Source organism: Streptomyces fildesensis (assembly GCF_016107395.1).
In the GTDB taxonomy this organism is placed as follows: domain Bacteria; phylum Actinomycetota; class Actinomycetes; order Streptomycetales; family Streptomycetaceae; genus Actinacidiphila; species Actinacidiphila fildesensis.
Window position 1 is genome coordinate 250,258 of record NZ_JAAIKO010000005.1, and the last position, 25,872, is coordinate 276,129.

Sequence of the window (25,872 nt, forward strand, 5' to 3'; positions counted from 1 at the left end):
CCGTTCCGTACGGTCCTGGTCCGTCCGGTCCCAGGGTCCGTCGGGGACATGATCGCAGAGGGCCCCGAGGGGGTGGCGGCCCGCCCGGGGACGCCACCGGCCCGCCGCGCCACCTCGTTCAGGCGGGTGTCAGGCGGGCGTTCCGCCTTCGGCCGCCGACTTCAGGGCGTCGAGCCAGTCGACGAGCGAGGCCGTGAGCCCGGCCCGCATCCCGTCGGGATCGGCCCGGACGGGTTCGCCGTCCCAGGACTCCCGGGTCCGCACCACGACGCCGCCGGCGCCCGGCTCGAACGTCCAGACGTGGATGCCGATGATGCCGTGGGCCGGGCCGCCCCAGGCGATGCGGCCCATCGGGGTGATCTCACCGATGGTGGAGGTGATCGTGAGACCGGCGGTCTGCCACTCGAAGATCCCTCCCACCTCCAGTTCGGTGGTCAGGCGGGCGCTGGTGATACCGGGGTTCCAGCGCGGCCAGGAGCCGATGTCGGTGTGCAGCCGCCAGATCGTCTCCAGCGGGGCGTCGATGGTGACGCTGAGGTCGGCGATGGCCGGAGCCGCGTGATCGATGTCCATGATGTCCTTCACTTCTTCTCGTGGGCAGGTGACAGCGGCCGGAAGTCCTTACCAGGACCTCCAGGCGTTATGGTCAATCGCTTTCGTTACACACTATAACAGTTGCTAAGATGGGTCACGCAACCCAGGGGAGGACACATTTCGTGATGGCGGCAGCCGAGGGCCCACGGGCCCGGTTCCGGGAGCAGACGCGCAACGAGATCAAGGTGATCGCCCTGCGGCAGTTGGCCGAGGGCGGTACGGACGGTGTCGCGCTCACCCGCATCGCCAAGGAACTGGGCATGTCGGGGCCGGCCCTCTACCGCTACTTCGCGAGCCGGGACGATCTGCTCAGCGCCCTGATCCGTGATGCCTACGACGATCTGGCGACGGCGATCGAGCAGGCCGTCGCGGCCGGCTCCGAGGCCGCGTCACCGCGCGCCCGGCTGCACGCGCTGGCCGGCTCGTTCCGGGCCTGGGCCGTGGCCGACCCGCACCGCTATCCGCTGATCGCGGGCGCCCCGGTGCCCGGCTACACGGCCCCGCCCGACACCCTGCTGCGCGCCCGCGCGGCGCTCGGACCCTTCATGAAGGTCTTCGTCCAGGGGCGGCCGAAGCCGGCCATGGAAACGCTGGTGGGCCAGATGGAGGCCTGGGCCGAGCGGGATCCCGCGGTGGCCGGATGGTTCGCGGAGCACACCGGGCCCTGGGACCCGCCCGAGTCGGCGGCCTCGGCGGCCGGCCGGGGCACGGCTCTCGCCGGCGCCGTCCTCACCTGGTCCCAGCTGCACGGATCGGTCAGTCTCGAAGTATCGTCCCAGTTCAGCGGCATGGGCCACAGCCCGTCGACGCTGCTCACGGCCTCGCTGGACGCCCTGGCCGACGCCTTCGGCCTGCCCGCCGTCTAGGCCAGGTCGCAATTGTGGGTCCGGCGGCGGATCCTGGCCCCATGGGAAACACCTATCGGGGCTGGGCAACAGTGATCGCCGACGGGACCGGAACCGCGGTCGAGGCCGATCTGTACGCGATTCAGGAAAAGGGCCGCCTCTCGGCCTGGCACGGCAGCCTCCACACCGGCGCGGGGGCGAGCCGGTGGGCGGTGCGCGGCAAGACGCTGGACCTGCGGCTGCCCAACGGGCGGCAGGGCGAGTGCGTCATCACCAAGGTATTCCCGGAGACGGGACGTGCCGAGGTCACCGGGAACGGGCCCGTGCCGTTCGGATCGGAGCACGAGAGGTAGTCGGAACCGCACGACACCCAGCCGCACGGAACCGCACCGAACGGGCGTCGAGCCGCGCGCGGAATGGCAGCCGCCCCGGTCCCTGGACGCAGGATCGGGGCGGCCGGACCCACTTGGCGAACAGTGCCTCCCGACAACCGGTGCGCTTCCGTGGGTCGCCCGGAGCGGCGGCCGAAGCCCTGCCGATCAGGCGTCCGGAGCAGCGCGGCACCCAGGCGCATGCGATGCGGTCCCACTCTGACCAACGGTCACTCGAGCCCCATGGGCACGTCACTCGATCGAGTGAATACTCGATCCGCATATGACGTGGGGCGCTCCGTCAGCAGTCGAGGGTGAGCGGCGGCCGCCATACACCGCCGTCCCCGGGAGTCCCCGTCGCGGTGCCGAAGGTCAGCGGCACGAAGATGGCTCCGGCGGCGGTCTCGTTCCTGCTGCCGGTCCACAGGTCGATGCCCTGGAAGGCCTGCCCGTCCATGAGGCTGACGGTGCGGGGCTGTCCGCCGCAGGAGTTGGCGGAGAAGACCCGGCGGCCGTTGGCGGGCTGGCCGAAGCCCAGGTTCACCGGCGCGGTCCAGGTGCCGTACAGACTCGGAGCGGTGGCGTACCCGGTCCCGGTCCCGGTGCAGTAACCGCAGTTGGCGTCGGAGTAGGTCAGGACGTACCGGCCCGCGGCCGCGTCGTACCAGCCGCCAGGACTCTCGATGTGGGCCAGGCCGGCGACACCCTGGACACCCGTGCCGTCACCGCCCACGCCCCAGGTGTTGAGTTCCTCGATGTTGAGGGCGGCGCTGCCCGGCATCGTGCACACCAGGGCCGGGCGGGCGCCGGGGGTCGCACTGGCGATGAAGCCGAAGTCGCCGTTGGCCGCGCAGATGGTCAGCGACGGTTTGACGTAGGAACCGTGCGGCGGGCCGGCGGAGGGGCCGCACGGGCCGAGGGGCCCGTTGCACCCCATGGCGTTGTACGCGTTGGCGTGGTTCCGGGCGTAGTCGGCCGGCGAGTTGAACCACAGGATGAAGGTGCCGTCGTCGCTGCCCCAGCCGGTGCGCTGGAGCATCCGCGGGTTGAAGCACCCGTAGGCCGATCCCCCGCCGCACTCGGTCTGCCATGTCGTGCTCGTCCAGGGGTCGGTGTCCGCGGGCGAGAATAAGCGGACCGGCGTGGACCAGGGCCCGGTCAGGGACGGCGCGCTGGACGCCCCGAATCCGCACCAGGTGCTGGGGACCTGCCACTGGAACCCGCAGCGGTACTGGGTTCCGTAGGCGTAGTAGGTGCCGCCGAACTTCTGGATGACCCCGTCGTGCAGGTCCAGCGAGAGCGGCAGGGTGAAGGAGGGCGGCGGCGGGTCGTCGGCCTGGGAGGCGGGCGCGCCGGCACCCAGGAGGACGGAAGCGGCTAGGACAAGAGCGGCGAGCAGGGCCCGGGTACGGGACACGACGCCTCCTGTTCCGATCGGAGAGTCGATCAGCGCGGCTTGCGCACCAGTAAGATTACGTAAGTATCAGACGGAGGGTCAAGATGATGACCCGTTATATTCCGTAAGATTAGGTAACTAAAGGCCGTGGATCGGGAATCGCTAGGGTCGCGCTGCCGGATCTTGCTAGCTTGTTGTCTGTTGTTGCCCGGCGTTTCCCAGGAGAGCTGACGGCGTGAATCGGGACCCCGAAGCATGGAAGAGGCTCGGCAGGCTGCTCCGTGACGCGCGGGACCGGCGCGGGCTCACCCAGGCGAAGTTCGCCGAGGAGGCCGGGGTCTCCACCAAGGCCGTGTACAGCGCCGAGGCCGGCGCGACGCCCATGAAGCAACTGCCGCGCACCGTCGTCAAGATCGCCGCCGCCCATGGCTGGACCCCCGAGAGCATCCATGTCGTGCTCGACGGGGGCGATCCGGCGCTGGTCCACCGGGCCGGGCAGCCGGAAGAGCCACCGCTGCGGCCGGCGCCCGGCGAGGCGGCGCACCCCAGGGGCCCCGGGCTGATCGAACTGATGCCCAGGGTCTACGAGTTCGGGCGGCTGTGCTCGGCGCTCGGCGGGGACCCCGCGCTGCGCGACGCCTTCGAGACCGCGCTCCAGCGGCTCGTCGAGTCGATCCCCCGCGAGGTCGTGGCGACGCAGGACAGCCACCGCCTGGCGGCCTACCGCCCCCACGCGGAGGGCGAAGGGCCCGCGAGCGACGACGAGGAGCGGATTCTGCGGGCGATGGAGCGCACTCCGGAGTAGCGCGCCTTCGAACGATTTCGGAACGTTTCCTTCCATTAATCGCGCACTTGAGGTACATCTGTTGATCTGCCAGGGTGCCTCCCACACGTCTGATAGACGTAGGGGGACCTATGCCCTATTCGCCGGCCGCGCTGCTGGATGAGATGCACATCCCCGTAATTCGTGAGTGGCTCCGCGACACCTGGGGCGCCTGGTCACCGGTCCACCGGAAGATCGTCATCGCTGCGGGTCTCAGCCCTGTCCAGGAACGGTGCGTCCTCGCACACGAGCTCGAACACGTCCTCAGCGATGACGCGGCCTGTGGGTTCGGCGTCCTGAGCATCCATCAGGAGCGGCGGGCCGACATCGAGGCCGCCCGCAAACTCGTCGCCATATCCGACCTCGCCGAAGCGGCGGGATGGGCCCCGGACGTCCGCACCGCGGCCGCCGGGCTCGGTGTCACCGAGCGCATCCTGCGGATCCGCCTCCATGACCTGCGCGGCGAGGGCTGGCCGTGGCCGGCCGCAGCGGAGGGGACCCACCGGTACGGGTCCCCTCCGGCGCTGCCGGAAGGAACCCGTCCCTGATCAGCGGATGCCGACGGCGGCCAGCGCGCGGCGCTGCCCCGGGCTCGGGTGGGCCGGCCAGTAGAGGTAACAGACGCCGCCGGTCCCACTGCTGACGTTCCCGGAGGCGTTGTAGCGCTTGGTCCGCAGCCAGATGGTCTCGAACTGGGCCCGCTTGTAGACGTTGCGCACCGCGTCGTCGCTGGAGCTGGCCGGGTCGTTGGCCACCACATCGCCCTCCGCGGTGAAGCCGGCGATGCACATCAGGTGGCCGGAGGTGCCGTAGCCGGCGCCGTCCAGCTCGGTGGCGAGGAAGGACTGGGACGTTATCACCGGGATGCCGGCGCGGATCAGCCGTTCGACGTCGTTCAGCGAGTGCAGCCGTGTGATGACACCCTGCAGGTCACGGTAGGTGGCGGCGTAGGCGGCGTTGAACGGCCAGTTGCCGCAGCCCTGGTACTGGTTGTCGTACGTGAAGCGGGCCGCGTGGTCGACCTGCGGATCGGCGAAGGCCGGGTTCACCCACGCGAGGTCGGCCGCCGAGGGCTTGCGGCCCCAGTACTCGATGACCATCTCCGACGAGGTCGGGCTGCACCAGGCCTCGCCGCCGTTGTCGTACTCCGGGTACTGGCCCTTGTGGATGTTCTGCGAGTAGCGCGGCACCGGGAGTTCGATCCCGGCGCCCGCGCCGGGGACCGAGGCCGGGACGGTGAAGCGGTCGGGGATGGTGGAGGCCATCGCGCCCAGCCGCCAGAGCGTCGGGGTGAGCCGGCTGCCGGGCTTGCGGTAGAGGGTCACCCGCAGCCGGTACGAAGCGAGCAGCGGTCCGGCCGCCGCGTCGTCGATGGAGAAGGTGTCGGTCCAGATGCTGCTCTTGCCGTCGGTCTGGTCGTCGACCGAGGTGCGCTTGATGTCGCCGTCCCCGGAGGCCCAGCGGCCCATCACGTAGGCGGGAGTGGCGGTGCCGTCGGTGTAGGTCCCGAGCAGCTCGACCTGGAGCCAGGTGCCCGCCGGGGTACGGGCGTTCCACGAGGAGATCAGTTCGCTCGCGGGGTGCCGCAGGGTGTGCACCGGGGAGGTCCAGGTGGCGGAGTCCCAGGTGGAGGTGGTGCCGGTGTGCGGGTCGGTGTAGTCCAGCGAACCGCTGGGGCGGTCGATGACCAGACCGGGCCGTACCCCGGGCACCGGACGGGTGCCGCCGCGCTCGCCGCACCGCCAGTCGGTGTACGAGGTCCAGCCGGTGTAGTCCACCGGCGCGCTGTCGGCCGGCGCGCCGTGGGCGGGGGCGCCCCGGTCCGCGGCCCCCGCGTCTCCCGGCCGCCCGGCGGCTCGCGGGGCGGCGGCTGCCCGGGTCGCGGGAGCGGCCGCGGTGGCGGCCACCGCGGCGAGCGCGGCGGCCAGGACGGTGCGCCGCGGAGCGGGTCTGGTCATGGCGGTGTTCCCCTCGCTGTGAACGACGGAGTCGGTCCGGCCGCGTCGGCGGGCCCGCGGCGGATGCGCCTTACTATCGCGGCTCCTCCGGCCTTTCTGCCAGGGTTTCCGGCGCGTGCCACCGACCAACATTGGAACAGACCACTGACGCTATCCCGGCAGGACCACGAGGTCACGGCCCGTCAGGTTCAGCCGCTCGCCGGAGTTCTCGGTGCAGACCGCGATGTCCTCGATCCGGGCACCGAACCGGCCGGGGAGGTAGATGCCGGGTTCGATGGAGAACGCCATCCCCGGCTCCAGCGGGCGCTTGCTGCCCGCCACGATGTACGGCTCCTCGTGCGTCTCCAGGCCGATGCCGTGCCCCGTGCGGTGGATGAAGTGCTCGCCGTAACCGGCGCCGGCGATGATGTCGCGGCCGACGGCGTCCAGCGCCTCGGCGGTGATCCCCGGGCGCACCGCCTCGACCTGCGCGTGCTGGGCGCGCTGCAGCACGTCGTACAGCTCCCGGAAGTCGGGGTGAGGCTCGCCGACGGCGTAGGTGCGCGTCGAGTCGGAGCAGTAGCCGTCCTCGGTGGTGCCGCCGATGTCGACCACGACGGGATCGGCGGCCCGGACGACCCGGTCGGAGACCTCGTGGTGCGGGCTCGCGCCGTTGGGTCCCGAGGCGACGATGACGAAATCGACGGTGACATGGTCGGTCGCGAGGATCGCGTCCGCGATGTCGCGGGCGATCTCGCGCTCGGTGCGGCCGGGCCGCAGCCACTCGCCCATCCTGCGGTGCACCCGGTCGATCGCGGCCCCGGCCCGCCGCAGCGCCGCCACCTCGGCCGGGCTCTTGCGCATCCGCAGCTCCTGCAGCACCTCGCCGGCCAGCACCGCCTCGGCCCGCGGCAGCGCGGCGGTGAAGGCGAGCAGCTTCTCGGCCCACATGTGGTTGTCGACGGCGACCCGGCGGGCGCCGGCCGGCAGCCGGCCGGCGATCAGCTCGTAGGCGTTGTCGGTCTCGGCGAAGCCGGTGATGTCGATACCGAGGCCGCCGACGGGCGAGGCCAGCGCGGCCGGCCGCTCCAGGGCGGGGACGACGAGGAACGCGTCGCCCTCGGTGGGCACCACCAGGCAGGTGAGGCGCTCCAGCGGCAGCGCCTGATAGCCGGTGAGGTAGCGCAGATCGGCGCCCGGCGAGATGAGCAGGGCGTCCAGACCCGCGCCGGCGGCGGCCTTGCGGGCGAGTTCGAGGCGCTCGGCCGGATACAGCCCGGCGGAGTCGGCGGCGGAAGCTGCGGAGTCGGTCACGCGTCACACGGTAGACGCCCCTGGCGTCCGGCGGAGGCCGGCCGGCAGGACGCGTCGCGGCCCCGGCCGCGCCGTACTCAGGGCTCGCTACGCTGGGCCCGATGAACGATCAAGCCGCCCCCGCCCCGAGCGACCCGCTCGCGGAGTTCGCCGCGCATCTGCGGGAGCTGCCGCCGTCGTGCGGCCCGGTCCGGATCGTCGCCGTGGACGGGCACGCCGGTTCCGGCAAGACCACGTACGCCGCCCGGCTCGCCGGCGCGCTCGGCGGGGCGCCCGTCGTCCATCTGGACGATCTGGCCACCCATGACGAGCTGTTCGCGTGGACCGGCCGGCTGCGGGAGCAGGTCCTGGAGCCGCTGGCCGCCGGCCGGACGGCACGGCACGGCGTCTACGACTGGACGCGGCGGCGCTTCGACGGCGTCCGCGAGGTGCCCCCCGCACCCGTCGTCCTCCTGGAGGGCGTCGGAAGCGGACGGGCCGCCCTCCGACCGCTGCTGTCGCACCTGCTGTGGCTCGAGGTCCCCCGTGACACGGCCAGGGACCGCGGACAGCTGCGGGACGGCCCGGAGATGGACGCGTTCTGGTCCTCCTGGATGCGCGCGCAGGACGCGCACTTCGTGTCCGATCCCTCACAGCCGTTCGCGGACCATCTGGTACTGCTGAGACCAGAGGGATACGAGATGCTTCCGGGGCCCGGGAGGCACTCCCGAACACCATGATCCCTCACGGACGGTGACCGATTACCGCCGGTGCGCTGCCACTTCCAGAAGGCCCTCACGGAGCCCTCCGGAGCGGCTTGACCGGGGGGGTGTACAGGAATTACGTTCTCAATAAGCGGTCAGTGCGGGCCGCTCCCATGATCCGAAGCCCCCGGTTGTTCCCCCGTGACCGGGGGCTTCGCTGCGTCCCGGCCCGGTCCACCGGGCCCCTGGGGCCGCCTTTTCCTCACCCACTGTCACCACCCGGAGTCCGTGCGTCGAACGGTGCGGGGCCGAGGGGACCGCTGCGCCGCTCTACGGCACCGACGTCATCGCAGGTACGATGCGAACGGGGTGCGGTGGCAGGTGGGGGCACGACTCCCCTGCGCCAACTCCCGTCCCGGTCCTCAGGGTTGGGACGGGGTACAGCAGCAAGCCGCGGGGGAACGGTTGGTGGGGACCTGATGGACTTCGGGACAGAGCGCTCGGGCGCCCCCGCCGGCCTCGCCTGGCTGCGCGCCGTGGACGCCTACACCGTCGGGGCGTACGCGCAGGCCGAGGAGGAGTTCCGGGCCGCCGTCCGGCTCGATCCGGGCATGGCGGACGCCTGGCTTGGCCTGCACGCGCTGCGCGCGGACACCTCGACGGCGCTGCTGCAGATGTACCGCCACCGGGACCGCTTCGGCGAGGAGCGCCGGGCCCACCGGCGGTCGATCAACTCCTGGTACTGGCTCGGCTGGTGGGTGCAGCCGGTGCTGGAGTCGGACCGCGATCTGCTGCTCGCGCACGCCTCGCACTGGCTGGACGGCCGGCATGTCGCCGAGCTGGACCGCGCGCTGGCCGAGTGCCCGCCCGTCGACACCGACCGGCAGGTGCGCTTTCTGCACGCCTGCCGGGCCTATCTGGTCAAGGACTGGGAGCAGCTGGTCCGCAACACCGAGCCGCTGCTGGGCGATCCGGTGCTCGGCATCGAGGCGGGCCTGTTCGGCGGGATGGCCCGCGTCCGGCTGGAGCTGTGCGGGCAGGCCGAACCGCTGCTGGCCGCCGCGCTGATGCGCTGCCGCAGCGAGCAGCCGCAGCGCAAGGAGCTGCGCTACTGGCTGGCCCGGGCCTACGAGGGCACCGGCCGCACCGCCGCGGCGCTGCCGCTGTACCGGGCGGTGCACCGGGTGGACCCGGCGTTCATGGACACCGCCGCCCGGCTGGCCGCGATCAACGAGTCCGACGGGCTCGACGAGGGCGCGGGCGCCGGTCTGGCGGCCGTCTCGCTGTCCGGCCTCGGCCAGGCCTCCCCCGATGTGCTGGACGGCCCGGACTCCGCCCTGCTGACCGGCGAACCGATGGACGGCCGCGGCCCCGGCACCGAACTGGAGGAGCCCGCGCTGACGCTCGGCCCGCCGGACGACGACGTACGGGAGAAGGCCGGGGTGGCGTCCATGGCGCTGCCGCCCCCGCTGTCGATGACGGCGCCGGACCCGATGCTGCTCGGCCAGGCACTCGCCGAACTGGACCGCATGGTCGGGCTGGAGCCGGTGAAGCGGCAGGTGCGGGCGCTGTCGGCGCAACTGCGGATGGCCCGGCTGCGGGCCGGCCAGGGCCTGCCGGTGCAGCCCCCCAAGCGTCACTTCGTCTTCTCCGGCCCCTCCGGCACCGGCAAGACCACCGTGGCGCGGATACTCGGCCGGGTCTTCTACGCGCTGGGGCTGCTCGGCGGCGATCATCTCGTCGAGGCCCAGCGGTCCGACCTGGTGGGCGAGTTCCTGGGGCAGACCGCGGTCAAGGCCAACGAGCTGATCGATTCCGCGCTCGGCGGGGTGCTCTTCGTGGACGAGGCGTACGCCCTGTCCAACTCCGGCTACTCCAAGGGCGACGCCTACGGCGACGAGGCGCTCCAGGTGCTCCTCAAGCGCGCCGAGGACAACCGCGACCGCCTCGTGGTGATCCTCGCCGGCTATCCGGAGGGCATGGACCGGCTGCTGGCGGTGAACCCCGGGCTCAGCTCCCGCTTCACCACCCGGGTCGACTTCCCCAGCTACCGGCCGCTGGAGCTGACCCGGATCGGCGAGGTCCTCGCCGCGGACAACGGCGACCACTGGGACGAGGAGGCGCTGGAGGAACTGCGGGCGATCAGCGCCCATGTCGTCGACCAGGGCTGGATAGACGAGCTGGGCAACGGCCGGCTGCTGCGCACCCTGTACGAGAAGAGCTGCGCCTACCGCGATCTGCGGCTGTCGGACTACCCCGGCTCCCCCAACCGCGACGATCTGTCGACGCTGCGGCTCCCGGATCTGATGCAGGCCTACGGCGAGGTGCTGTCGGGGCGCGGCCCGGGGGTGCCGCCGGGCGAACCGGCCGAGTAGGCCGGTCCGCCACGGGTGGCAAACGCCAGGCGTCAGGTCCGTCCGGCGATCGTCGGCAGCTCGCGGTGCGCCGGGTCGCGGACCTCGCCGACCAGCATCTCCAGGACGTCCTCCAGCGCGACCAGTCCGATCGGGCGCCCGTCGGCGTCCGCGACCGCCGCGAGGTGCGACGCCGCCCGCCGCATCTGGGTGAGCGCGTCGTCCAGCGGCAGGTCGGCGCGGAGCGTCGCCATCGGGCGCCAGAGCCGCTGCGGCACCGGGTGGCTGCCGTCCTCGACGTCCAGGACGTCCTTGACGTGCAGATAGCCCAGATAGGCGCCGTCGGGGCCGGCCACCGGGAACCGTGAGTACCCGGTGTGCACGGTGAGTTCCTCGACCTGGCGCGGGGTCACCGACGGATCCACCGTGATCAGCTCGGCGGGGCGCAGCAGCACCTCGATGACCGGGCGGGTGCCCAGCTCCAGGGCGTCCTCCAGGCGTTCCTGCTCGTCGTGGTCGAGCAGCCCGGCCCGCCGGGCGTCCTCGACGAGCACCGTCAGCTCCTCGCTGGTGAAAACGGAGTCGACCTCGTCCTTCGGCTCGACCCGGAACAGCTTCAGGATCACCCGCGCGCAGCTGCCCAGTACGGTGATCACCGGCCGGAACACCCGGGCGAAGGCGACGAGTCCGGGGCTGAGCCACAGCGCGGTCTTCTCCGGGGCGGCCATCGCCAGGTTCTTCGGCACCATTTCGCCGATCACCAGGTGCAGCGAGACCACCACCGCGAGCGCCAGGACGTACCCGACTGCGTGCGCCAGCCCCTCGGGCATCTGCGCGGCCTCGAAGAGCGGTTCCAGCAGATGGGAGATGGTCGGCTCGGCGACCGCTCCCAGGGTGAGCGAGCAGACGGTGATGCCGAACTGGGCCGCCGCCATCATGCGCGGCAGGTTCTCCAGCCCGTACAGGACGGTACGGGCCCGCCGGTGTTCCGCGGCGAGCGGTTCGATCTGGCTGCGGCGTACCGAGACCAGGGCGAACTCCGCGCCGACGAAGAAGCCGTTGGCGAGCACCAGCAGGACGGCGAAGAGCAGTTGGAGGACGCTCATCGGGCGGCCCCCTGTTCGTCCTGGGTGCCGGCACCGGTGCCGGTGCGCACGATGCGCACCCGTTCCGCCCGGTGGTGGGAGACCTCCCGCACCCGCAGCTCCCAGTCGGGCAGCACCGCGGTGTCACCGGGTTCGGGGATCCGCGCCAGCAGGTCGGCGACGAGCCCGGCGACCGTCTCGTACGGGCCCTCCGGGGCCTGCAGCCCGATCCGGGCGAGCGTGTCCACCCGGCAGCCGCCGTCGGCGTCCCAGGCCGGCAGGCCGTCCTCGGCCGCGGCCTGTGCCAGTTCCGGCAGGTCCACGGCGTCGTGCTCGTCGCGCACCTCGCCGACGAGTTCCTCGATGATGTCCTCCAGGGTCACGACACCGGCCGTGCCGCCGTACTCGTCGACGACGACGGCGATCGGCTGCTGGCTGCGCAGCAGTTGCAGCAGCTGCCGGCCCGCCAGCGTCTCGGGGACCAGCAGCGGCGAGACCGAGATCCGGCCCACCGGGGTGCGGTCGCGCAGCGGGGCGGCGACGGCGAGGGCGTTCTTGAGGTGGACCATCCCGATGATGTCGTCCAGCCGTTCCCGGTAGACCGGGAAGCGGGACAGGCCGGTGGCCCGGGTGAGGTTGAGGACGTCGGCGGCGGTGGCGGTGTCCTCCAGCGCGCTGACCCGGACCCGGGGCGTCATCACGTTGGCGGCCGTCAGGTCGCCGAGCGACAGGGTACGGACGAACAGGTCGGCGGTGTCCTGCTCCAGGGTGCCGGCCTGCGCCGAGTGCCGGGCGAGGGAGACCAGTTCGCTGGGGGTGCGGGCCGAGGCCAGCTCGTCGGCGGGCTCGACGCCGAGCATCCGCACCAGCCGGTTGGCGATCCGGTTGAGCACTTCGATGACCGGCCGGAAGGCGGTGGAGAACACCCGCTGCGGGCCGGCCACGAACCGGGCCACCTGCAGCGGGCGGGAGACCGCCCAGTTCTTGGGGACGAGCTCGCCGACGACCATCTGGACGGCCGAGGCGAGCATCATGCCGATGACGACACCGACCCCGGGGGCGGCGCGCTCGGGCAGTCCGGCCGAGGTGAGCGGGCCGGTGAGCAGCTGGGCCAGCGCCGGTTCGGCGAGCATGCCGACCACCAGCGAGGTGATGGTGATGCCCAGCTGGGTGCCGGAGAGCTGGAACGACAGCTTCCGCAGCGCGGCCACCACGCTCCGGGCCCGGCGGTCGCCCTCGGCGGCGGCGCGTTCCGCGGCCGGCCGGTCGACGGTCACCAGACCGAATTCGGCGGCGACGAAGAAGCCGTTGGCGAGGATCAGGACGAATGCCGCACACAGCAGCAACAACGAGGTGCTCATGCCGCCGCTCCGGGAATTACGGGAACTCCGCTGGAGGGAGGGGCGGCGCAGGTACTACCAGACGATTTGGACATCGTCGTTTGGGTGTCACTCCTTGGGTCGGTGGGGCCCCGCGGGCAGTCTGCGGAAGCACTGCCCGACTCCAGAGTAATCAAGAGCGGGGCTCGGTCGGCAGCCCTACCTGGTGCCGGGCTGCCCTGTGCCGCGCGCTTCGGCCAGCGCCCGCAACTGGCGGGCGGCGCGGACCGCCTGGTCCCGGCCGCCACCGGGCTGGATGCCCATCGCGGCCAGGCTGGTGCCGTCGGTGAGGTCGAGATAGACCCACGGGTCGCCGGTCCGCAGATTGACCTTGACGACCTCGGCCCATTCCAGCCGGCGGCTGGCGACCAGGTTCACCACGGTGATCCCGTCGTCGTCCGCGACCACCTTGGGCCGGCTGAGCACCGCGAGCAGCGCGAAGATCAGCAGTCCGGTGATGATCATGGTGGCCCGGTCCCCCGGGCCCCAGGGCTGCGCTCCGTCGCTGGGCATCATCAGGGCGACGGCGGTGAGCACGACGAGCAGGCCCGCTCCGACCGTCAGCAGCACCACGCGGGTGCGGACCGGACGGAAGGTGACGGGCAGCTCGGGCAGGACCGCGGCGGCGGACGGGCCGGGTTTGCCGGACATCACAGGCGCGCGGCGTGGATGCCGGTGGTGAGGATCGCGCGGGCGCCGAGCTCGTACAGCTCGTCCATGATCCGCTGGGCGTCGCGGCTGGGGACCATGGCGCGGACGGCGACCCAGCCCTCGTGGTGCAGCGGCGAGACGGTCGGCGACTCCAGGCCCGGGGTGAGGGCCACGGCCCGCTCGACCTGCTCCACGCGGATGTCGTAGTCCATCATCACGTAGCGGCGGGCGACCAGGACGCCCTGCAGCCGGCGCAGGAACTGCGCGACCTTGGGGTCCTCGCCGTCCACACCCGTACGGCGGATGACGACCGCCTCGGACTCCATGATCGGCTCGCCGAAGACCGCCAGCCCCGCGTTGCGCAGCGAGGTGCCGGTCTCGACGACGTCCGCGATGACCTGGGCGACGCCCAGCTGGATCGCGGTCTCGACGGCGCCGTCCAGGTGCACGACGGAGGCGTCGATGCCGTTGTCCGCGAGGTGCTTCTCGACGACGCCCTCGTAGGAGGTGGCGACCGTCATGCCCCCGAGGTCCTTGACCGACTCCGCCGTTCCCGGCTCCGCGGCGTAGCGGAACGTGGAGCGGGCGAAGCCGAGCTGGAGGATCTCCTCGGCGTCCGCGCCCGAGTCCAGCAGCAGGTCACGGCCGGTGATGCCGATGTCGAGCCGGCCGGAGCTGACGTAGATCGCGATGTCGCGCGGCCGCAGGTAGAAGAACTCCACGTCGTTGTCGCTGTCGACGAGGACGAGCTCCTTGGACTCCTTGCGCTGCCGGTAGCCGGCCTCATGGAGCATCGCCGACGCAGGCCCGGAGAGTGAACCCTTGTTGGGAACGGCGATGCGCAGCATGAGGACAGCTTCCTTTGCGGTTCGGGGTGTTCGGGACGCGAGCGGCGGTGCGGTGCGGGTGCCGGCTCAGAGATGAGCGTAGACGTCGTCCAGGGAGATGCCCCGGGCGACCATCATCACCTGCAGGTGGTAGAGCAGCTGGGAGATCTCCTCGGCGGTGCGGTCGGCGCCTTCGTACTCGGCGGCCATCCACACCTCGGCGGCCTCTTCGACCACCTTCTTGCCGATCGCATGCACACCGCTGCCCACCAGCTCGGCGGTGCGGGAGGTACTGGGGTCGCCGGTGGCGGCCTTGTGCTGGAGCTCGGTGAAGAGCTCCTCGAATGTCTTCTTGGCCATGGTGGCTCACACCCTACGCGGAAGTGCCGGACGCTCAGCGCCAGGGTTCGGATACTGAACGCAGGATGGTCGCGGTGGCCACCGCGGCGGTGACCGCTTCGTGGCCCTTGTCCTCGTTCGACCCGGGCAGTCCGGCCCGGTCCAGCGCCTGCTCCTCGGTGTCGCAGGTCAGCACGCCGAAGCCGACGGGCACCCCGGTGTCCACGCTGACCTGGGTGAGGCCGGCGGTGACACCGTGGCTGACGTACTCGAAGTGCGGGGTGCCACCGCGGATGATCACGCCGAGGGCGACGATCGCGTCGTAGCCGCGGCCCGCCAGCACCTTGGCGACGACCGGCAGCTCGAAGCTGCCGGGCACCCGCAGGACGGTCGGCTCGTCGATGCCCAGCTCGGCCAGGGCGCGCAGCGCGCCCTCGACCAGGCCGTCCATGACCTGGACGTGCCACTGGGCCGCGATCACTGCCACGCGCAGGTCACCGCAGTTCTTCACGGTCAGCTCGGGGGCGCCCTTACCGCTCACGTCTCTCCTCAGTTCCGGTGCTCGTCGTACTGGTCGTACGGGGTCGTGCGGGGTGGTGCGGGTGGTCGTGCGGGTGGTTCGCCGCCGCTACTGGTTGCCGCAGGGGCTGGTCACGACCGGGTCGAGCCACGGCAGGTCGTGGCCCATCCGGTCCCGCTTGGTGCGCAGGTACCGCAGATTGTGCTCCCCCGCCACGACGGCCATCGGCTCGCGGGCGAGGACCTTCAGGCCGTGGCGGGTGAGCGCGTCGACCTTCTCCGGGTTGTTCGTCAGCAGCCGCACCGACCGCACACCGAGGTCGGTGAGCATCTGCGCGGCGGCGCCGTAGTCGCGGGCGTCGGCGGGCAGGCCCAGTTCCAGGTTGGCGTCCAGGGTGTCGCGGCCGCGCTCCTGGAGCTCGTACGCGCGCAGCTTCGACAGCAGGCCGATGCCGCGGCCCTCGTGGCCCCGCAGATAGACGACGACACCGCGGCCCTCGGAAGCCACCCTTTCGAGCGACGCCTGGAGCTGCGGTCCGCAGTCGCAGCGCTGCGAGCCGAAGACGTCGCCGGTGAGGCATTCGGAGTGCACCCGCACCAGGACGTCGTCGCCGTCGGCGAGGGCGCCGGTCGCGTCGAGGTCACCGGCGATGAGCGCGATGTGCTCGATGCCGTCGGTGGTGCTGCGGTAGCCGTACGCCCGGAAGTCCCCGAAGGCGGTGGGCAGCCGGGTCGCGGCCTCGCGGCGCACGGTGGGCTCGGACGCCCGGCGGTAGGCGATCAGATCCTCTATGGAGATGATCGACAGGCCGTGCTTGCGGGCGAACGGCACCAGCTCGGGGAGCCGGGCCATGGTGCCGTCCTCACGGGCGATCTCCACGATGGCCGCGGCCGGCCGCAGTCCCGCCAGCCGCGCCAGGTCGACCCCGGCCTCGGTGTGGCCGTTGCGGACCAGGACGCCGCCCGGGCGGGCGCGCAGCGGGAAGACATGGCCGGGGCGCACGAAGTCGCCCGCTACGGAGGCGGGGTCGGCGAGCATCCGGATGGTGGTGGCCCGGTCGGCGGCGGAGATGCCGGTGGTCACGCCGTGCGCGGCGCTCGCGTCGACCGAGACGGTGAACGCGGTCTTCATCGACTCGGTGTTGGCCTCGACCATCTGCGGCAGTTCCAGCCGGTCGAGCTCCGGGACCTCCATCGGCACGCAGATCAGCCCGCGGCACTCGCTCATCATGAAGGCGACCAGCTCAGGGGTGGCCTTCTCGGCGGCGATGATGAGATCGCCCTCGTTCTCACGGTCCTCGTCGTCGACGACGACGACGGGACGGCCGGCGGCGATGTCGGCGATGGCCCGTTCGACCGGGTCGAGCGCGAGATCACCGTCGTGGTCGGCGTACCAAGTCTGCAGCGCGGTCATGCTGTGGCTCCATCCGGGACGGTCCCGCTCGGCGTCCTGTCCGTCCGGGTCTGCAGCCACCAGGCGCGCAGACCGAGGACGACCAGGACGAAGTAGATGACATAGACCAGGCCCGAGAAGGCCAGCCCGTTGTTGAAGGCGAGGGGGACACCGACCACGTCGACGGCGAGCCACGCGAACCAGAACTCCACCCAGCCACGGGCCTGGGCGACCATGGCGGTCAGCGTGCCGACGAAGATGTACGCGTCGGGCCACGGGTCCCAGGACAGCTTCGGGTAGGCGGTGAAGAGCAGCGCCAGGGCGACGGTGCCCGCGGCGGTGCCGGCCACCAGCCACGCCCGCTCCGTCCAGGTGGCGAAGCGGATGGCCAGCCGGCCCTTCGTGGCACCGCCGCGCCGCCACTGGGCCCAGCCCCACACCGCGACGGTGACGACCACGATCTGCTTGCCGATACCGCCGCTGAGGTGCGCGGAGGCGTAGGCGGCGACCAGCACGAGGCCGGAGAGCAGCTGTACCGGCCAGGTCAGCAGGGAACGCCGCCAGCCGAGCGCCAGGGCGCCCAGACCGAGCAGGTTCCCCGCCATGTCCGACCGGAGGATGTGCTGGTCGAACGCGGTGAACGCCTCGCCGTTGAGCCAGTCCAGCGCACTCATGGCGTGGTCTCCGTCCGGTTCGCGCCGAGCAGCCGCTCGACGTACTTGGCGAGTACGTCCACCTCGAGGTTGACCGGGTCGCCGGGCTGCTTGAAGCCGAGCGTGGTGAGCGCGAGGGTGGTCGGGATGAGGCTGATGGTGAAGTAGTCGGGGCCCGCGTCGACCACGGTGAGGCTGATGCCGTCGACGGTGATCGAGCCCTTCTCGACGACGTAGCGGGTCAGCTCGGCGGGCAGCGAGACCTTGACGATCTCCCAGTGCTCGGCCGGCTTGCGCTCGACGATGGTGCCGGTGCCGTCCACATGGCCCTGGACGAGGTGGCCGCCGAGCCGGCCGCCGAGCGCCATCGGGCGCTCCAGGTTGACGCGGGAGCCGGCGGCCAGCGCGCCGAGGCTGGAGCGGCTGAGCGTCTCGGCCATCACGTCGGCGGTGAACTCGCCGTCCCCGAAGTCCACGACGGTGAGACAGACGCCGTTGACGGCGATCGAGTCGCCGTGCTTGGCGCCTTCGGTGACGACAGGGCCGCGCACCCGGAAGCGGCTGGCGTCGGCCAGCTCCTCGACTGCGGTGATCTCGCCCAGTTCTTCGACGATTCCGGTGAACACTCAGTTCTCCTCGGCGTGGGGATAAGCGGTGATGCGGAGGTCGGGACCGATGCGTACCGTCTCGGTCACATCGAGCCGCAACGCCTGCGTGATGGTGGTGATTCCGGCGTCGGCCAGCGCGGTGGGTCCGGCGCCGAGCAGAACGGGTGCGAGATAGCCGACGACCTTGTCGACGGCGCCCGCGGCCACGAAGGCGCCGGCCAGGGTCGGGCCGCCCTCCAGGAGCACGGAGCGGACCCCGCGCTCGTACAGGGCGGTGAGCAGGGCGGGGATGTCCAGTCCTGGGCCGGCTGCCGCGCGGGGCAGCCGGACGGTCTCGACGAGGCCGTCCAGGTGGGCGGTCCTGGTGTCCTGGGCGACCGCGATCAGGGTGGGCGCGGCGTCGTCCAGCACCCTGGCGCCGGGTTTGACGGTGGCGGCGGTGTCGACGACGACCCGCAGCGGCTGGGTGGCGCCGTCCAGGCCGCGCACCGCGAGGTGCGGGTCGTCGGCGCGCAGGGTGCCGGAGCCGGCGACGACGGCGTCCGCCTCGGCGCGCAGCCGGTGGACGTCGGCGCGGGACTCCGGGGAGGTGATCCAGCGGCTGGTGCCGTCGGCGGCGGCGATCCGGCCGTCGAGGGTGCTCGCGTACTTCCACACCACGAACGGGCGGCGGCGGGCGAGGGTCGTCAGCCACACCTCGTTGCCGCGGGCGGCCTCGGCGGCGAGCAGTCCGCCCTCGACGTCGACCCCGGCGGCGCGCAGGGTCGCGGCACCGCCGGTGGCGTCGGGGTTCGGGTCGGCGACCGCGTAGACGACACGGGCGATGCCGGCCTCGATGAGGGCCTGGGAGCAGGGGCCGGTCCGGCCGGTGTGGTTGCAGGGTTCGAGGGTGACCAGCGCGGTGCCGCCGCGGGCCGACTCCCCCGCCGCGCGCAGCGCGTGGACCTCGGCGTGCGGGCCGCCGGCCCGCTGGTGCCAGCCCTCACCGACGGTGCGGCCCGCGGCGTCCAGGACGACGCAGCCGACGACGGGGTTGGGGCTGGTGGAGCCGAGCCCGCGGGCGGCGAGCTCGATGGCTCGGCGCATTGCCGCGATGTGGGCCGGAACGGGGGCCACCGGGTCCTCCTGCCTCATAGGGCACGGACTCCGGGGCTGTCACGAAGGACAGGAAGCGGACGATGCACCAAGAGACGCCGAGGCCGGAAAACGGTTCGCCCGAAGGACGAGCCGACAGCAGCGGCGCACCGGTGATTGCCCGCCGCGCACTGCCTCCCATCCGGACTTTCACCGTCGGTCCAGGAATTTCACCTGGTCAACCGCCCGCTGGCTGCGGACGGGTCGCGGACTGTAACCGCCGGTTCGGAATTACACCGACCCCGGAGTGCGCAAACGTCACTGATACATCTCTCAGTCTGCCACGTCCGATCACAGCACCGGTAGAGAGGCGACTGTGCTCTGGCTCACGAGAGGGGCCGGAATACGGTCCGGGAGGGGTTCCACGGGACGACCAGGGGTGCGGGTCACGGCGCGGGGACGAACAGGTCCTCCTGGGCGGCGTCCATGGCGGACAGCACGGCGCCGCGCAGGACCGCGCTGCCGGTGACCGTGCCGGCCCGTACGTCGGTGCTCAGCGGCGACATGAGCGGGAGCCGCTCCGCGACCCTGCCGGCCAGCGCCTCGCCGCCGGCCCGGCCGATCTCTCCGGCCAGCACCACGCAGCCGGGGTCGAGCACCGCGCAGACCGCCGCGGTGCCGATGGAGATCCGGTCGGCGAGCTCGTCCAGGAACGCTGCGTTCCGCTCCCCCGGCCCGGATCCGCGGGCCCAGCGGACGGCGGCCTCGGCCGTGTCGACGCCGTCGCCCGGGTCAGGGAAGCCGTGCCGGCGCGCGAGCGCGCAGACCGCGGCGGAGCCGGCCAGGGAGTGGAAGCCGCCCTCGCAGTCGGTGACGGACGGCAGCCGCGAGGTGCCGGGCACCGGCAGGAAGCCGATCTCGCCCGTACCGCCCGAGGCGCCGCGCCGCAGCCGGCCGTCGAGGACGACGGCCGCCCCGACACCCGCGCCGAGCCACAGCAGGACGAAGGTGTGCTGGCCGAGGGCCGCGCCGACGCGCTGTTCCGCTATCGCGGCCAGGTTGCACTCGTTCTCCAGCAGGACCGGGATGCCGAGCCGGCCGCGTACCTCGGTGACCAGGTCGCCGTGCCAGGCGGGCAGCGCGCCGGTGGCGCGGAGCTGGCCGGTGGCGGGGTCGACGAGGCCCGGCGCCCCGAAGGCGACGGTGTGCAGCGCTCCCGCGCCCGCCTCGCGGGCGGTGCGCTCCAGCAGTGCCGTCCCGCGCCGCGTCACCTCTTCCGGGTCGTCGGACGGGCCGACGGGCATGGCCGCGGTGGCGACGGTGCGGCCGAGCAGATCGGCGACGGTGATGCCGATGCTGTAGGTGCGGATGTCCACTCCGGCGATGTACGCGAGGTCGGCGACGATCGCGTAGAGCCGGGCGTTGGGACCGCGGCGGTCGTCCCCCGACGTGCCGACGACCTCGATCAGCCCGGCGTCCTGCAGCCGCTCGACCAGGTCCGCGACGCTGGGCCGGGACAGCCCGGTGAGGTTCTTCAGCTGGGCGGCGGTCAGCGGCCCCTCGCTCTGCAGCAACCCCAGCGCCAGCCGGTCGTTGATGACACGCGCCGTGCGCGGCGAGGCGGTGGGGCCGGGGAGCGCGGTGTCGTTGTGCGCGCGGGTGGCGGTCATGCCGGGATCCTTCCAGACACGGGCCGTGGAACAGGCATCCGAAAAGCCATTTCTATCAGGTAGGCTCCCTGATAGTTTACGCGCCATGACAAGTGCAGTGACGCGGAAGGCCGAACCGGGGCTCCGCCGGGCCCACATAGCCATCGCGACGGTGTTCGCCGTGCACGGCTCGGTCACCGGCAACTTCGCCACCCGGATCCCCTGGATCAAGGACCAACTGGACCTCAGCGCCGGCCAGCTCGGCCTGGCGCTGGTCTTCCCGGCGATCGGCGCGTCACTGGCGATGCCGCTGGCCGGCCGGATCATGCACCGGTTCGGCTCCCGGGCCGCGCTGCGCGGACTGCTGGCCCTGTGGTGCGCGGCACTGGCGCTGCCCGCCGCCGCGCCCGGCCTGGTCTGGCTGTGCGGTCTGCTCTTCGTGTACGGCGCCACGTCCGGCATGGCCGACGTGGCGATGAACGCGCTGGGCGTCGACGTCGAACAGCGCAAGGGAAAGTCGATCATGTCGGGGCTGCACGGCATGTGGAGCGCCGGCACTCTGGCGGGCTCGGCGATCGGCGTGGCCGCCGCGCACGGCGGCGTCGACGCCCGGCTGCATCTGGCGGTCGCGGCCGCGGTACTGGTGCCGCTCGGCTACCTCGCCTGCGCGGGCGCTCCCGACATCCACCCGGAACTGGAGGCGGAGGCGCCGCCGCGGTTCGCCCTGCCGCCGCGCTCCGCTCTGGTCATCGGGGCGATCGGCTTCTGCGCGGTCTTCGCGGAGGGCGCGAGCATGGACTGGTGCGCGGTCTACCTCCGCGATGTCACCGGCGCCTCGGCCGGTGTCGCCGCGGCCAGTTACACGGCCTTCGCCTGCACCATGGCCGCGACCCGGCTCGCCGGGGACGCGGTGGTCCGGCGGCTCGGCCCGGTGCGGACGGTGCGGGCCGGCGGCCTGCTCGCCGTCGTGGGCGGGCTGTTGGTGGTCGCGGCCGACGCACAGCCGCTGGCCATCACCGGCTTCGCGCTGCTCGGGGTGGGCATCGCGGTCGTCGTGCCGCTCTGCTTCGCCGCGGCCGGGCACGCCGGCCCGGTGCCCAGCCAGGCCATCGCCGGAGTCGCGACCGTGACGTACACCTCGGGACTGGTGGCCCCGGCCGCCATCGGGGTCATCGCCAACGCCAGTTCCCTGACGGCGTCGTTCGGCCTCGTGACGCTGCTCGCGGCGGGACTCGTGGTGGGCGCGGGAGTGCTGCGCCCGGCCGCCGGACGGGCTGTTTCCGCCCCGTCCGGCGGGTGAGCGAGGGCTCAGCCGGTGATCGAGTCCAGCTGCTCGGCCGCGGGCCGCAGCGCCCACAGGTCGCCGCCCGGCGGGGCCTGGAGCGCGGGCACCGCCGCGCGGGCCTTCGGGTCCCCGGCGTCGGCGGCGGCATGCACGATGTCGCTCGCCGCGTAGGCCCGGAAGTCCAGTTCCGGGTGCGGCCAGGGCACCTTGCCGGTCGCGGCGGGCAGCAGGTAGTCGACCGCGGCGGAGAGCCGCTGCCCGGCCGGACCCCGGTAGGACCACAGGTTCACACCGACGTGCCGGCCGATCGCCGCGAGCCGGGTGAACGCCACCAGGTTGAAGGTGGAGTAGTGCCAGCTGCGGGTGCGGGAGATCTCGCCCGGCTGGCTGCCGTCGGCGGCGATCTGCGGATCGATCCGCCCGGCCCTGGCCTTCAGCACCGTCTGCCGGGCGAGGCCGTCGTGACCGGTGGCGAGCTGGAGCGCGGCCAGCTGCATGTCGAAGAAGGTGCCGTGGTTGTTGGCCGCCGCCGCCTCCTCCTTGCCGAAGGCGCCGCCGAGCCAGTTGCGGAAGCCCTCGTACCAGGTACGCATCCCACCACGGTCGCCCTTGGTCCAGCCGGGGGCTCCGGTGTCGAGGATCGCGGTCGCGTCGAGGACGCTGGTGAAGCCCTGGGAGAAGTCGATGATGCCGATCGCCCGGCCGTCGTACTTGCAGGGGATGATCTGCGCGTGGTCCAGGTTCGGGTTCATCCGGGTGGCCGGATCGGTGAACCAGGTACGCAGGATCTCGGCGGCGTGCCGCGAGTAGGCCGGATCGCCGGTGTAGTACCAGGCGAGGCTGAGGGTGTAGGCGGACGCGAACACCTCGCCGCGCTCGTCGTGGTCGGTGAGTTCGTCAACTTCGGGATTCCGCTGCCCGTCCTTCTGGAGGTACGGGCATCCCATCGGGTTGTCCGCGGTCTTCGGCTGGCTCGCCCACCAGTACGGGGCCTGGCTGAGGTAGTCGTGCTTGTCGCCGCCGGGCGGCGTGCGGTCCTTGTCGGTGACGGTCCACGGGCCCTGGCCCAGCCAGCCGTCGGCCTGTGTCCGCAGGTCGGCGACGGCCCGCCGCAGCGCTGGGTCGCCCTTCGCCAGCCGCCCCTTCGTCTGCCGCAGCTGCTCGCCGTCCAGCACGACGGTCCGCGGCACCTTCGCCGCGGCGCTGGTGTGTGCCGGTACGTGCGCGGGCGCCGCGGACGCGGGCGATGCCATGGGCGCGAGCAGGGCGGCGAGCCCGGCCACGGTGGCGAGCAGCGCTCCACGGCCCCTACGTCTTCCGCTCATCAAAGACTCCCATCACATACATGAATGGTGTTCACACTGACGATCGTGTGAGCGTAGGGCAGCCGCTTCGGCCTGACAACGCCTGGCACAGGATTCATGGATGTGACCGACGGGGGGCGAAATGCCCCGCTCGGCGCCGGTTCCCGCGACCGCCCGCCGGGCAGGTACCAATCAATGAACGGAAACCCCGCAACCCCCGCTTTACGCTAGATTGCCCATTCTCGGCAGCGGGATCCCCGCCTCGCCGACCGGATCATGACTTCCCCTCTCTTTGCTGCGGCTATACCAAGGAGGCGACCGCGACCGTGCCCGAGAAATGGGTCAGCGTCATCATTCCGGTCTACAACGCCGTTGATTATCTGGATGAATGCCTGGAATCCGTGGTTCATCAGACGATCGGAATCGACCGTATCGAGGTCGTGGTCGTCAACGACGGATCGACGGACGGCAGCGCCGAGTTGCTCGACAGCTGGGCGGTACGGCATCCGGAGATCCGGGTGCTCCACCAGGCGAATTCCGGCGCTCCCGGGGGCCCGCGCAACCGTGCCATCGACGTGGCCACCGGAGAGTTCCTCTTCTTCGCCGACCCCGACGACTACCTGGGCACCGAGGCTTTCGAGCGCATGGTCGGGGCGGCCCGCCGCGACGATTCCGATGTGGTCCTCGGACGGATCCGCGGGGTCGGCAGGTCCGCGGCCGCAGGACCGTTCCGGCAGAACGTCGCGCGGGGCGACATCTACAGCACCAAGGCGGTATGGAGCCTGACCGCGCACAAGCTGTTCCGCCGCTCGCTGGTGGCCGAGCACGGACTGCGCTTCGCGGAGGGTGTCCGGCTGGCCGAGGAGCAGATCTTCATCGTGCCCGCCTATTTCGCCGCCCGGGCGATCTCGGTGGTCGCGGACTACGACTGCTACTACCTCATGAAGCGGGAGGGATTCGCCCACCTCACCCAACAGGGTCCCGATCCCGAGCACTTCTACGCGGGCATCCGCAAGGTCCTGCAGACGGTGGTCGAGAACACCGAACCCGGCCCCCGGCGCAACAGCCTGCTCCTGCGCTGGGGTCAGGTGGAGATTCTCGGCAAGTTCGGCCGCAGTTTCCCGCGCTGGCCGGCGGACCAGCAGAAGGCCTATGTGCGGCTGGCCGCGGAACTCCTCGAGGACTTCATCCCCGAGGAGGTCCTCGCCCCGCTCTCCCCCCTCGACCAGACCCGCGGGCAATTGCTCCGCCGCGGTCAGCTGGATGAACTGATCGCTCTCGCCCGGTTCGAACAGTCCGACTGGGCGGACATCACCGAAATGGCCTGGCTGCCCGACAACCTGCGGTTCACCGCCACCCTGCGCACCCGGCTGCGGGCCACCAGCCGCCCCGGGAAACTGGAACACCATTTCGTGCTCCAGCGGGTGGGCGACGGGCACGAGGTCGTGGTGCCCACCACGGATCCGGGCGGCGTCGAGCCGGCGCTGACCTTCAGGACCGTCTTCGACGTACGCCATCTCGGCACCGAGGTCCGCAGGCCCGGAGCGTGGAGAATGCTGCTGCGGCTGTCGTACGGCGAGCAGTTCGAGGACTTCCCGGTGCGCTTTCCCGGAACGAAGCTCCCGGCGGGCGCGGCCGGCCGCCGCAGGCTCCGCTCCGGCCTCCGCCCGATGCTCGTCTGGCTCTCCCGTGACCCGGAGAGCCGGGCGGAACTGATCGTCACCAACTGGCGCGGCCTCGCCGGAATGGTCAGGCGCAAGGTCCGCAATCGGCTGTCCCGGTGAGGCGGAGCGCCGCCGCGGTCAGCCGAGGCCGCTCGGCGTGAGGTCCTGCAGCCCCACCACGCGCAGCAGCCGCAGCCGCTCGTAGGAGTCGGTGCCCGGCCGCGCCGAGTAGACGATCAGCCGCTGGTCGTGCTCGGTGCTCAGCAGGACCTCGCAGTCCAGCTCCAGCAACCCCACCACCGGATGCTGGAACCGCTTGGACGAGGAGCGCCGGACGGCCACCTCGTGGGCCTCCCACAGCCGCGCGAACTCAGCGCTGGAGGCGCGCAGTTCCGCCACCAGGGCGGCCGGCCGGGGATCGTCGGGCCGGGCCGCGAGCACCGCCCGCAGATTCGCCACCTGACCGCGCGCGAGCCCGTCCCGGTCCTCGACCGGGAACAGCTCGCGCGCCGCCGGGTCGGTGAACATCCGGCGGACGATGTTGCGCTGCCCCGGCGGGCCGGAGAACACGTCGCCGACCAGCGCGGCGGCCAGCGCGTTCTGTGCCAGTACGTCGCCGAAGTCGCTCATCACCTGCGCCGGGGTGTCGTGCAACCGGTCCAGGACCAGCAGCAGCGCGGGCCTGACATGGGCGGCGCCTTCGCGGTCGTACGCCGGGTCGCCCCGCCGGTGGGCGGGCGACGGCTCCTCCCCCGCCAGATGGAACAGATGGTCGCGCTCGTCCTCCGTCAGCCGCAGCGCCCGGGCCAGCGCGGCCAGCATCTGCCGGGACGGCCGCGGGCCGCGGGCCTGCTCCAGGCGTGCGTAGTAGTCGGCGGACATCCCCGCCAGCTGCGCGACCTCCTCGCGGCGCAGCCCCGGGGTGCGGCGGCGGGCTCCCCCGGTGAGGCCCACGTCCGCGGGGCTGAGGCGCGCGCGGCTGCGGCGCAGGAAGTCGGCGAGTTCGGTTCTGTCCACTCCTCCAGCATGCGGCCGCGGCCGGACGGTATCCAGGGACTGCTGATCCCCGGATCGACGGGTCTCTCCCGCCGCCCGTCCTTCCGCCGCACGCTGGGGCACGGCGGG

Annotated in this window: 25 protein-coding genes and 1 riboswitch; of the genes, 8 read left to right on the forward strand and 17 right to left on the reverse strand. The window is 72.1% G+C overall.

Going from position 1 to position 25,872, the window contains the following annotated elements; genetic code table 11:
• Window positions 1-129: 129 nt before the first annotated feature.
• On the reverse strand, window positions 130-573 hold the full coding sequence (locus tag C6N31_RS11070) for an SRPBCC family protein (RefSeq protein ID WP_138353040.1): 444 nt from the start codon (window positions 571-573) through the stop codon (window positions 130-132).
• A gap of 143 nt (window positions 574-716) precedes the next feature.
• Between C6N31_RS11070 and C6N31_RS11075 the strand changes: the two genes are divergently transcribed.
• Complete coding sequence (locus C6N31_RS11075; protein ID WP_381586507.1) at window positions 717-1,460, forward strand: TetR/AcrR family transcriptional regulator; 744 nt, start codon at window positions 717-719, stop codon at window positions 1,458-1,460.
• 41 nt (window positions 1,461-1,501) lie between these two features.
• On the forward strand, window positions 1,502-1,792 hold the full coding sequence (locus C6N31_RS11080; RefSeq protein ID WP_138353038.1) for a hypothetical protein: 291 nt from the start codon (window positions 1,502-1,504) through the stop codon (window positions 1,790-1,792).
• A gap of 319 nt (window positions 1,793-2,111) precedes the next feature.
• Here C6N31_RS11080 and C6N31_RS11085 read toward each other — a convergent pair whose 3' ends face one another.
• Complete coding sequence (locus C6N31_RS11085) at window positions 2,112-3,227, reverse strand: glycoside hydrolase family protein (RefSeq protein ID WP_138353037.1); 1,116 nt, start codon at window positions 3,225-3,227, stop codon at window positions 2,112-2,114.
• Window positions 3,228-3,441: 214 nt separating this feature from the next.
• On the opposite strand from C6N31_RS11085, the gene C6N31_RS11090 reads away from it, so the two are divergent.
• Together C6N31_RS11090 and C6N31_RS11095 are read left to right on the forward strand one after the other, a co-directional pair.
• Complete coding sequence (locus C6N31_RS11090; protein WP_138353036.1) at window positions 3,442-4,011, forward strand: helix-turn-helix domain-containing protein; 570 nt, start codon at window positions 3,442-3,444, stop codon at window positions 4,009-4,011.
• A gap of 110 nt (window positions 4,012-4,121) precedes the next feature.
• Window positions 4,122-4,577, forward strand: coding sequence for an ImmA/IrrE family metallo-endopeptidase (locus tag C6N31_RS11095; RefSeq protein WP_138353035.1), 456 nt, complete (start codon window positions 4,122-4,124; stop codon window positions 4,575-4,577).
• On the opposite strand, the gene C6N31_RS11100 is transcribed toward C6N31_RS11095, so the two are convergent.
• Window positions 4,578-5,987, reverse strand: a complete 1,410-nt coding sequence (locus C6N31_RS11100) for a C39 family peptidase (protein ID WP_138353034.1) — start codon at window positions 5,985-5,987, stop codon at window positions 4,578-4,580.
• 150 nt (window positions 5,988-6,137) lie between these two features.
• Window positions 6,138-7,280, reverse strand: coding sequence for a M24 family metallopeptidase (locus tag C6N31_RS11105; protein ID WP_138353033.1), 1,143 nt, complete (start codon window positions 7,278-7,280; stop codon window positions 6,138-6,140).
• 101 nt (window positions 7,281-7,381) lie between these two features.
• On the opposite strand from C6N31_RS11105, the gene C6N31_RS11110 reads away from it, so the two are divergent.
• A complete protein-coding gene (locus tag C6N31_RS11110) occupies window positions 7,382-7,999 on the forward strand; it encodes a uridine kinase family protein (protein ID WP_138353032.1) in 618 nt (205 codons plus the stop codon).
• 443 nt (window positions 8,000-8,442) lie between these two features.
• Window positions 8,443-10,338, forward strand: coding sequence for an AAA family ATPase (locus C6N31_RS11115; protein ID WP_138353031.1), 1,896 nt, complete (start codon window positions 8,443-8,445; stop codon window positions 10,336-10,338).
• Window positions 10,339-10,370: 32 nt separating this feature from the next.
• Here the strand turns inward: C6N31_RS11115 and C6N31_RS11120 are convergent, their stop codons facing one another.
• The 11 genes from C6N31_RS11120 to C6N31_RS11170 form a co-directional block, all read right to left on the reverse strand.
• Window positions 10,371-11,423 carry a hemolysin family protein gene (locus C6N31_RS11120; protein WP_138353030.1) on the reverse strand — a complete coding sequence of 351 codons (1,053 nt, stop codon included), beginning with the start codon at window positions 11,421-11,423 and terminating at the stop codon, window positions 10,371-10,373.
• Window positions 11,420-12,763, reverse strand: coding sequence for a hemolysin family protein (locus C6N31_RS11125; protein ID WP_138353029.1), 1,344 nt, complete (start codon window positions 12,761-12,763; stop codon window positions 11,420-11,422). Before C6N31_RS11125 ends, C6N31_RS11120 begins: the two co-directional genes overlap by 4 nt.
• 177 nt (window positions 12,764-12,940) lie before the next feature.
• Window positions 12,941-13,432 (reverse strand): PH domain-containing protein, encoded by a 492-nt coding sequence (locus tag C6N31_RS11130; RefSeq protein ID WP_138353028.1) that lies wholly within the window; start codon window positions 13,430-13,432, stop codon window positions 12,941-12,943.
• Window positions 13,432-14,280 carry an ATP phosphoribosyltransferase gene (gene hisG / locus C6N31_RS11135; protein WP_138353027.1) on the reverse strand — a complete coding sequence of 283 codons (849 nt, stop codon included), beginning with the start codon at window positions 14,278-14,280 and terminating at the stop codon, window positions 13,432-13,434. Before hisG ends, C6N31_RS11130 begins: the two co-directional genes overlap by 1 nt.
• Before the next feature lie 66 nt (window positions 14,281-14,346).
• Complete coding sequence (locus C6N31_RS11140) at window positions 14,347-14,619, reverse strand: phosphoribosyl-ATP diphosphatase (RefSeq protein WP_138353026.1); 273 nt, start codon at window positions 14,617-14,619, stop codon at window positions 14,347-14,349.
• Window positions 14,620-14,653: 34 nt separating this feature from the next.
• Entirely contained in the window at window positions 14,654-15,139 is a 486-nt protein-coding gene (ribH, locus tag C6N31_RS11145; RefSeq protein WP_138353025.1) for a 6,7-dimethyl-8-ribityllumazine synthase, read from the reverse strand.
• An 87-nt stretch (window positions 15,140-15,226) separates the two neighbouring features.
• Window positions 15,227-16,531: a bifunctional 3,4-dihydroxy-2-butanone-4-phosphate synthase/GTP cyclohydrolase II gene (locus tag C6N31_RS11150; protein WP_138353024.1), complete on the reverse strand. Its 1,305-nt coding sequence runs from the start codon at window positions 16,529-16,531 to the stop codon at window positions 15,227-15,229.
• Window positions 16,528-17,184: a nicotinamide mononucleotide transporter family protein gene (locus C6N31_RS11155; RefSeq protein ID WP_138353023.1), complete on the reverse strand. Its 657-nt coding sequence runs from the start codon at window positions 17,182-17,184 to the stop codon at window positions 16,528-16,530. The genes C6N31_RS11150 and C6N31_RS11155 overlap by 4 nt, the downstream gene beginning before the upstream one ends.
• Window positions 17,181-17,789, reverse strand: coding sequence for a riboflavin synthase (locus tag C6N31_RS11160; RefSeq protein ID WP_138353022.1), 609 nt, complete (start codon window positions 17,787-17,789; stop codon window positions 17,181-17,183). Before C6N31_RS11160 ends, C6N31_RS11155 begins: the two co-directional genes overlap by 4 nt.
• Window positions 17,790-18,905, reverse strand: a complete 1,116-nt coding sequence (ribD, locus tag C6N31_RS11165) for a bifunctional diaminohydroxyphosphoribosylaminopyrimidine deaminase/5-amino-6-(5-phosphoribosylamino)uracil reductase RibD (protein WP_198357466.1) — start codon at window positions 18,903-18,905, stop codon at window positions 17,790-17,792.
• A gap of 124 nt (window positions 18,906-19,029) precedes the next feature.
• Window positions 19,030-19,160: riboswitch (FMN riboswitch) on the reverse strand.
• A 131-nt stretch (window positions 19,161-19,291) separates the two neighbouring features.
• Window positions 19,292-20,515, reverse strand: coding sequence for an ROK family transcriptional regulator (locus tag C6N31_RS11170; protein WP_138353020.1), 1,224 nt, complete (start codon window positions 20,513-20,515; stop codon window positions 19,292-19,294).
• Between the two features lie 85 nt (window positions 20,516-20,600).
• Here C6N31_RS11170 and C6N31_RS11175 point away from each other — a divergent pair, with 85 nt between their 5' ends.
• Window positions 20,601-21,794 carry an MFS transporter gene (locus C6N31_RS11175; protein ID WP_138353019.1) on the forward strand — a complete coding sequence of 398 codons (1,194 nt, stop codon included), beginning with the start codon at window positions 20,601-20,603 and terminating at the stop codon, window positions 21,792-21,794.
• 8 nt (window positions 21,795-21,802) lie between these two features.
• Here the strand turns inward: C6N31_RS11175 and C6N31_RS11180 are convergent, their stop codons facing one another.
• Window positions 21,803-23,104, reverse strand: a complete 1,302-nt coding sequence (locus tag C6N31_RS11180; RefSeq protein WP_198357467.1) for an alginate lyase family protein — start codon at window positions 23,102-23,104, stop codon at window positions 21,803-21,805.
• A 305-nt stretch (window positions 23,105-23,409) separates the two neighbouring features.
• Between C6N31_RS11180 and C6N31_RS11185 the strand changes: the two genes are divergently transcribed.
• Window positions 23,410-24,867, forward strand: coding sequence for a glycosyltransferase family 2 protein (locus C6N31_RS11185; protein ID WP_244809087.1), 1,458 nt, complete (start codon window positions 23,410-23,412; stop codon window positions 24,865-24,867).
• Between the two features lie 18 nt (window positions 24,868-24,885).
• Here the strand turns inward: C6N31_RS11185 and C6N31_RS11190 are convergent, their stop codons facing one another.
• Window positions 24,886-25,764, reverse strand: a complete 879-nt coding sequence (locus C6N31_RS11190; protein ID WP_138353016.1) for a helix-turn-helix transcriptional regulator — start codon at window positions 25,762-25,764, stop codon at window positions 24,886-24,888.
• Window positions 25,765-25,872: the final 108 nt, after the last annotated feature.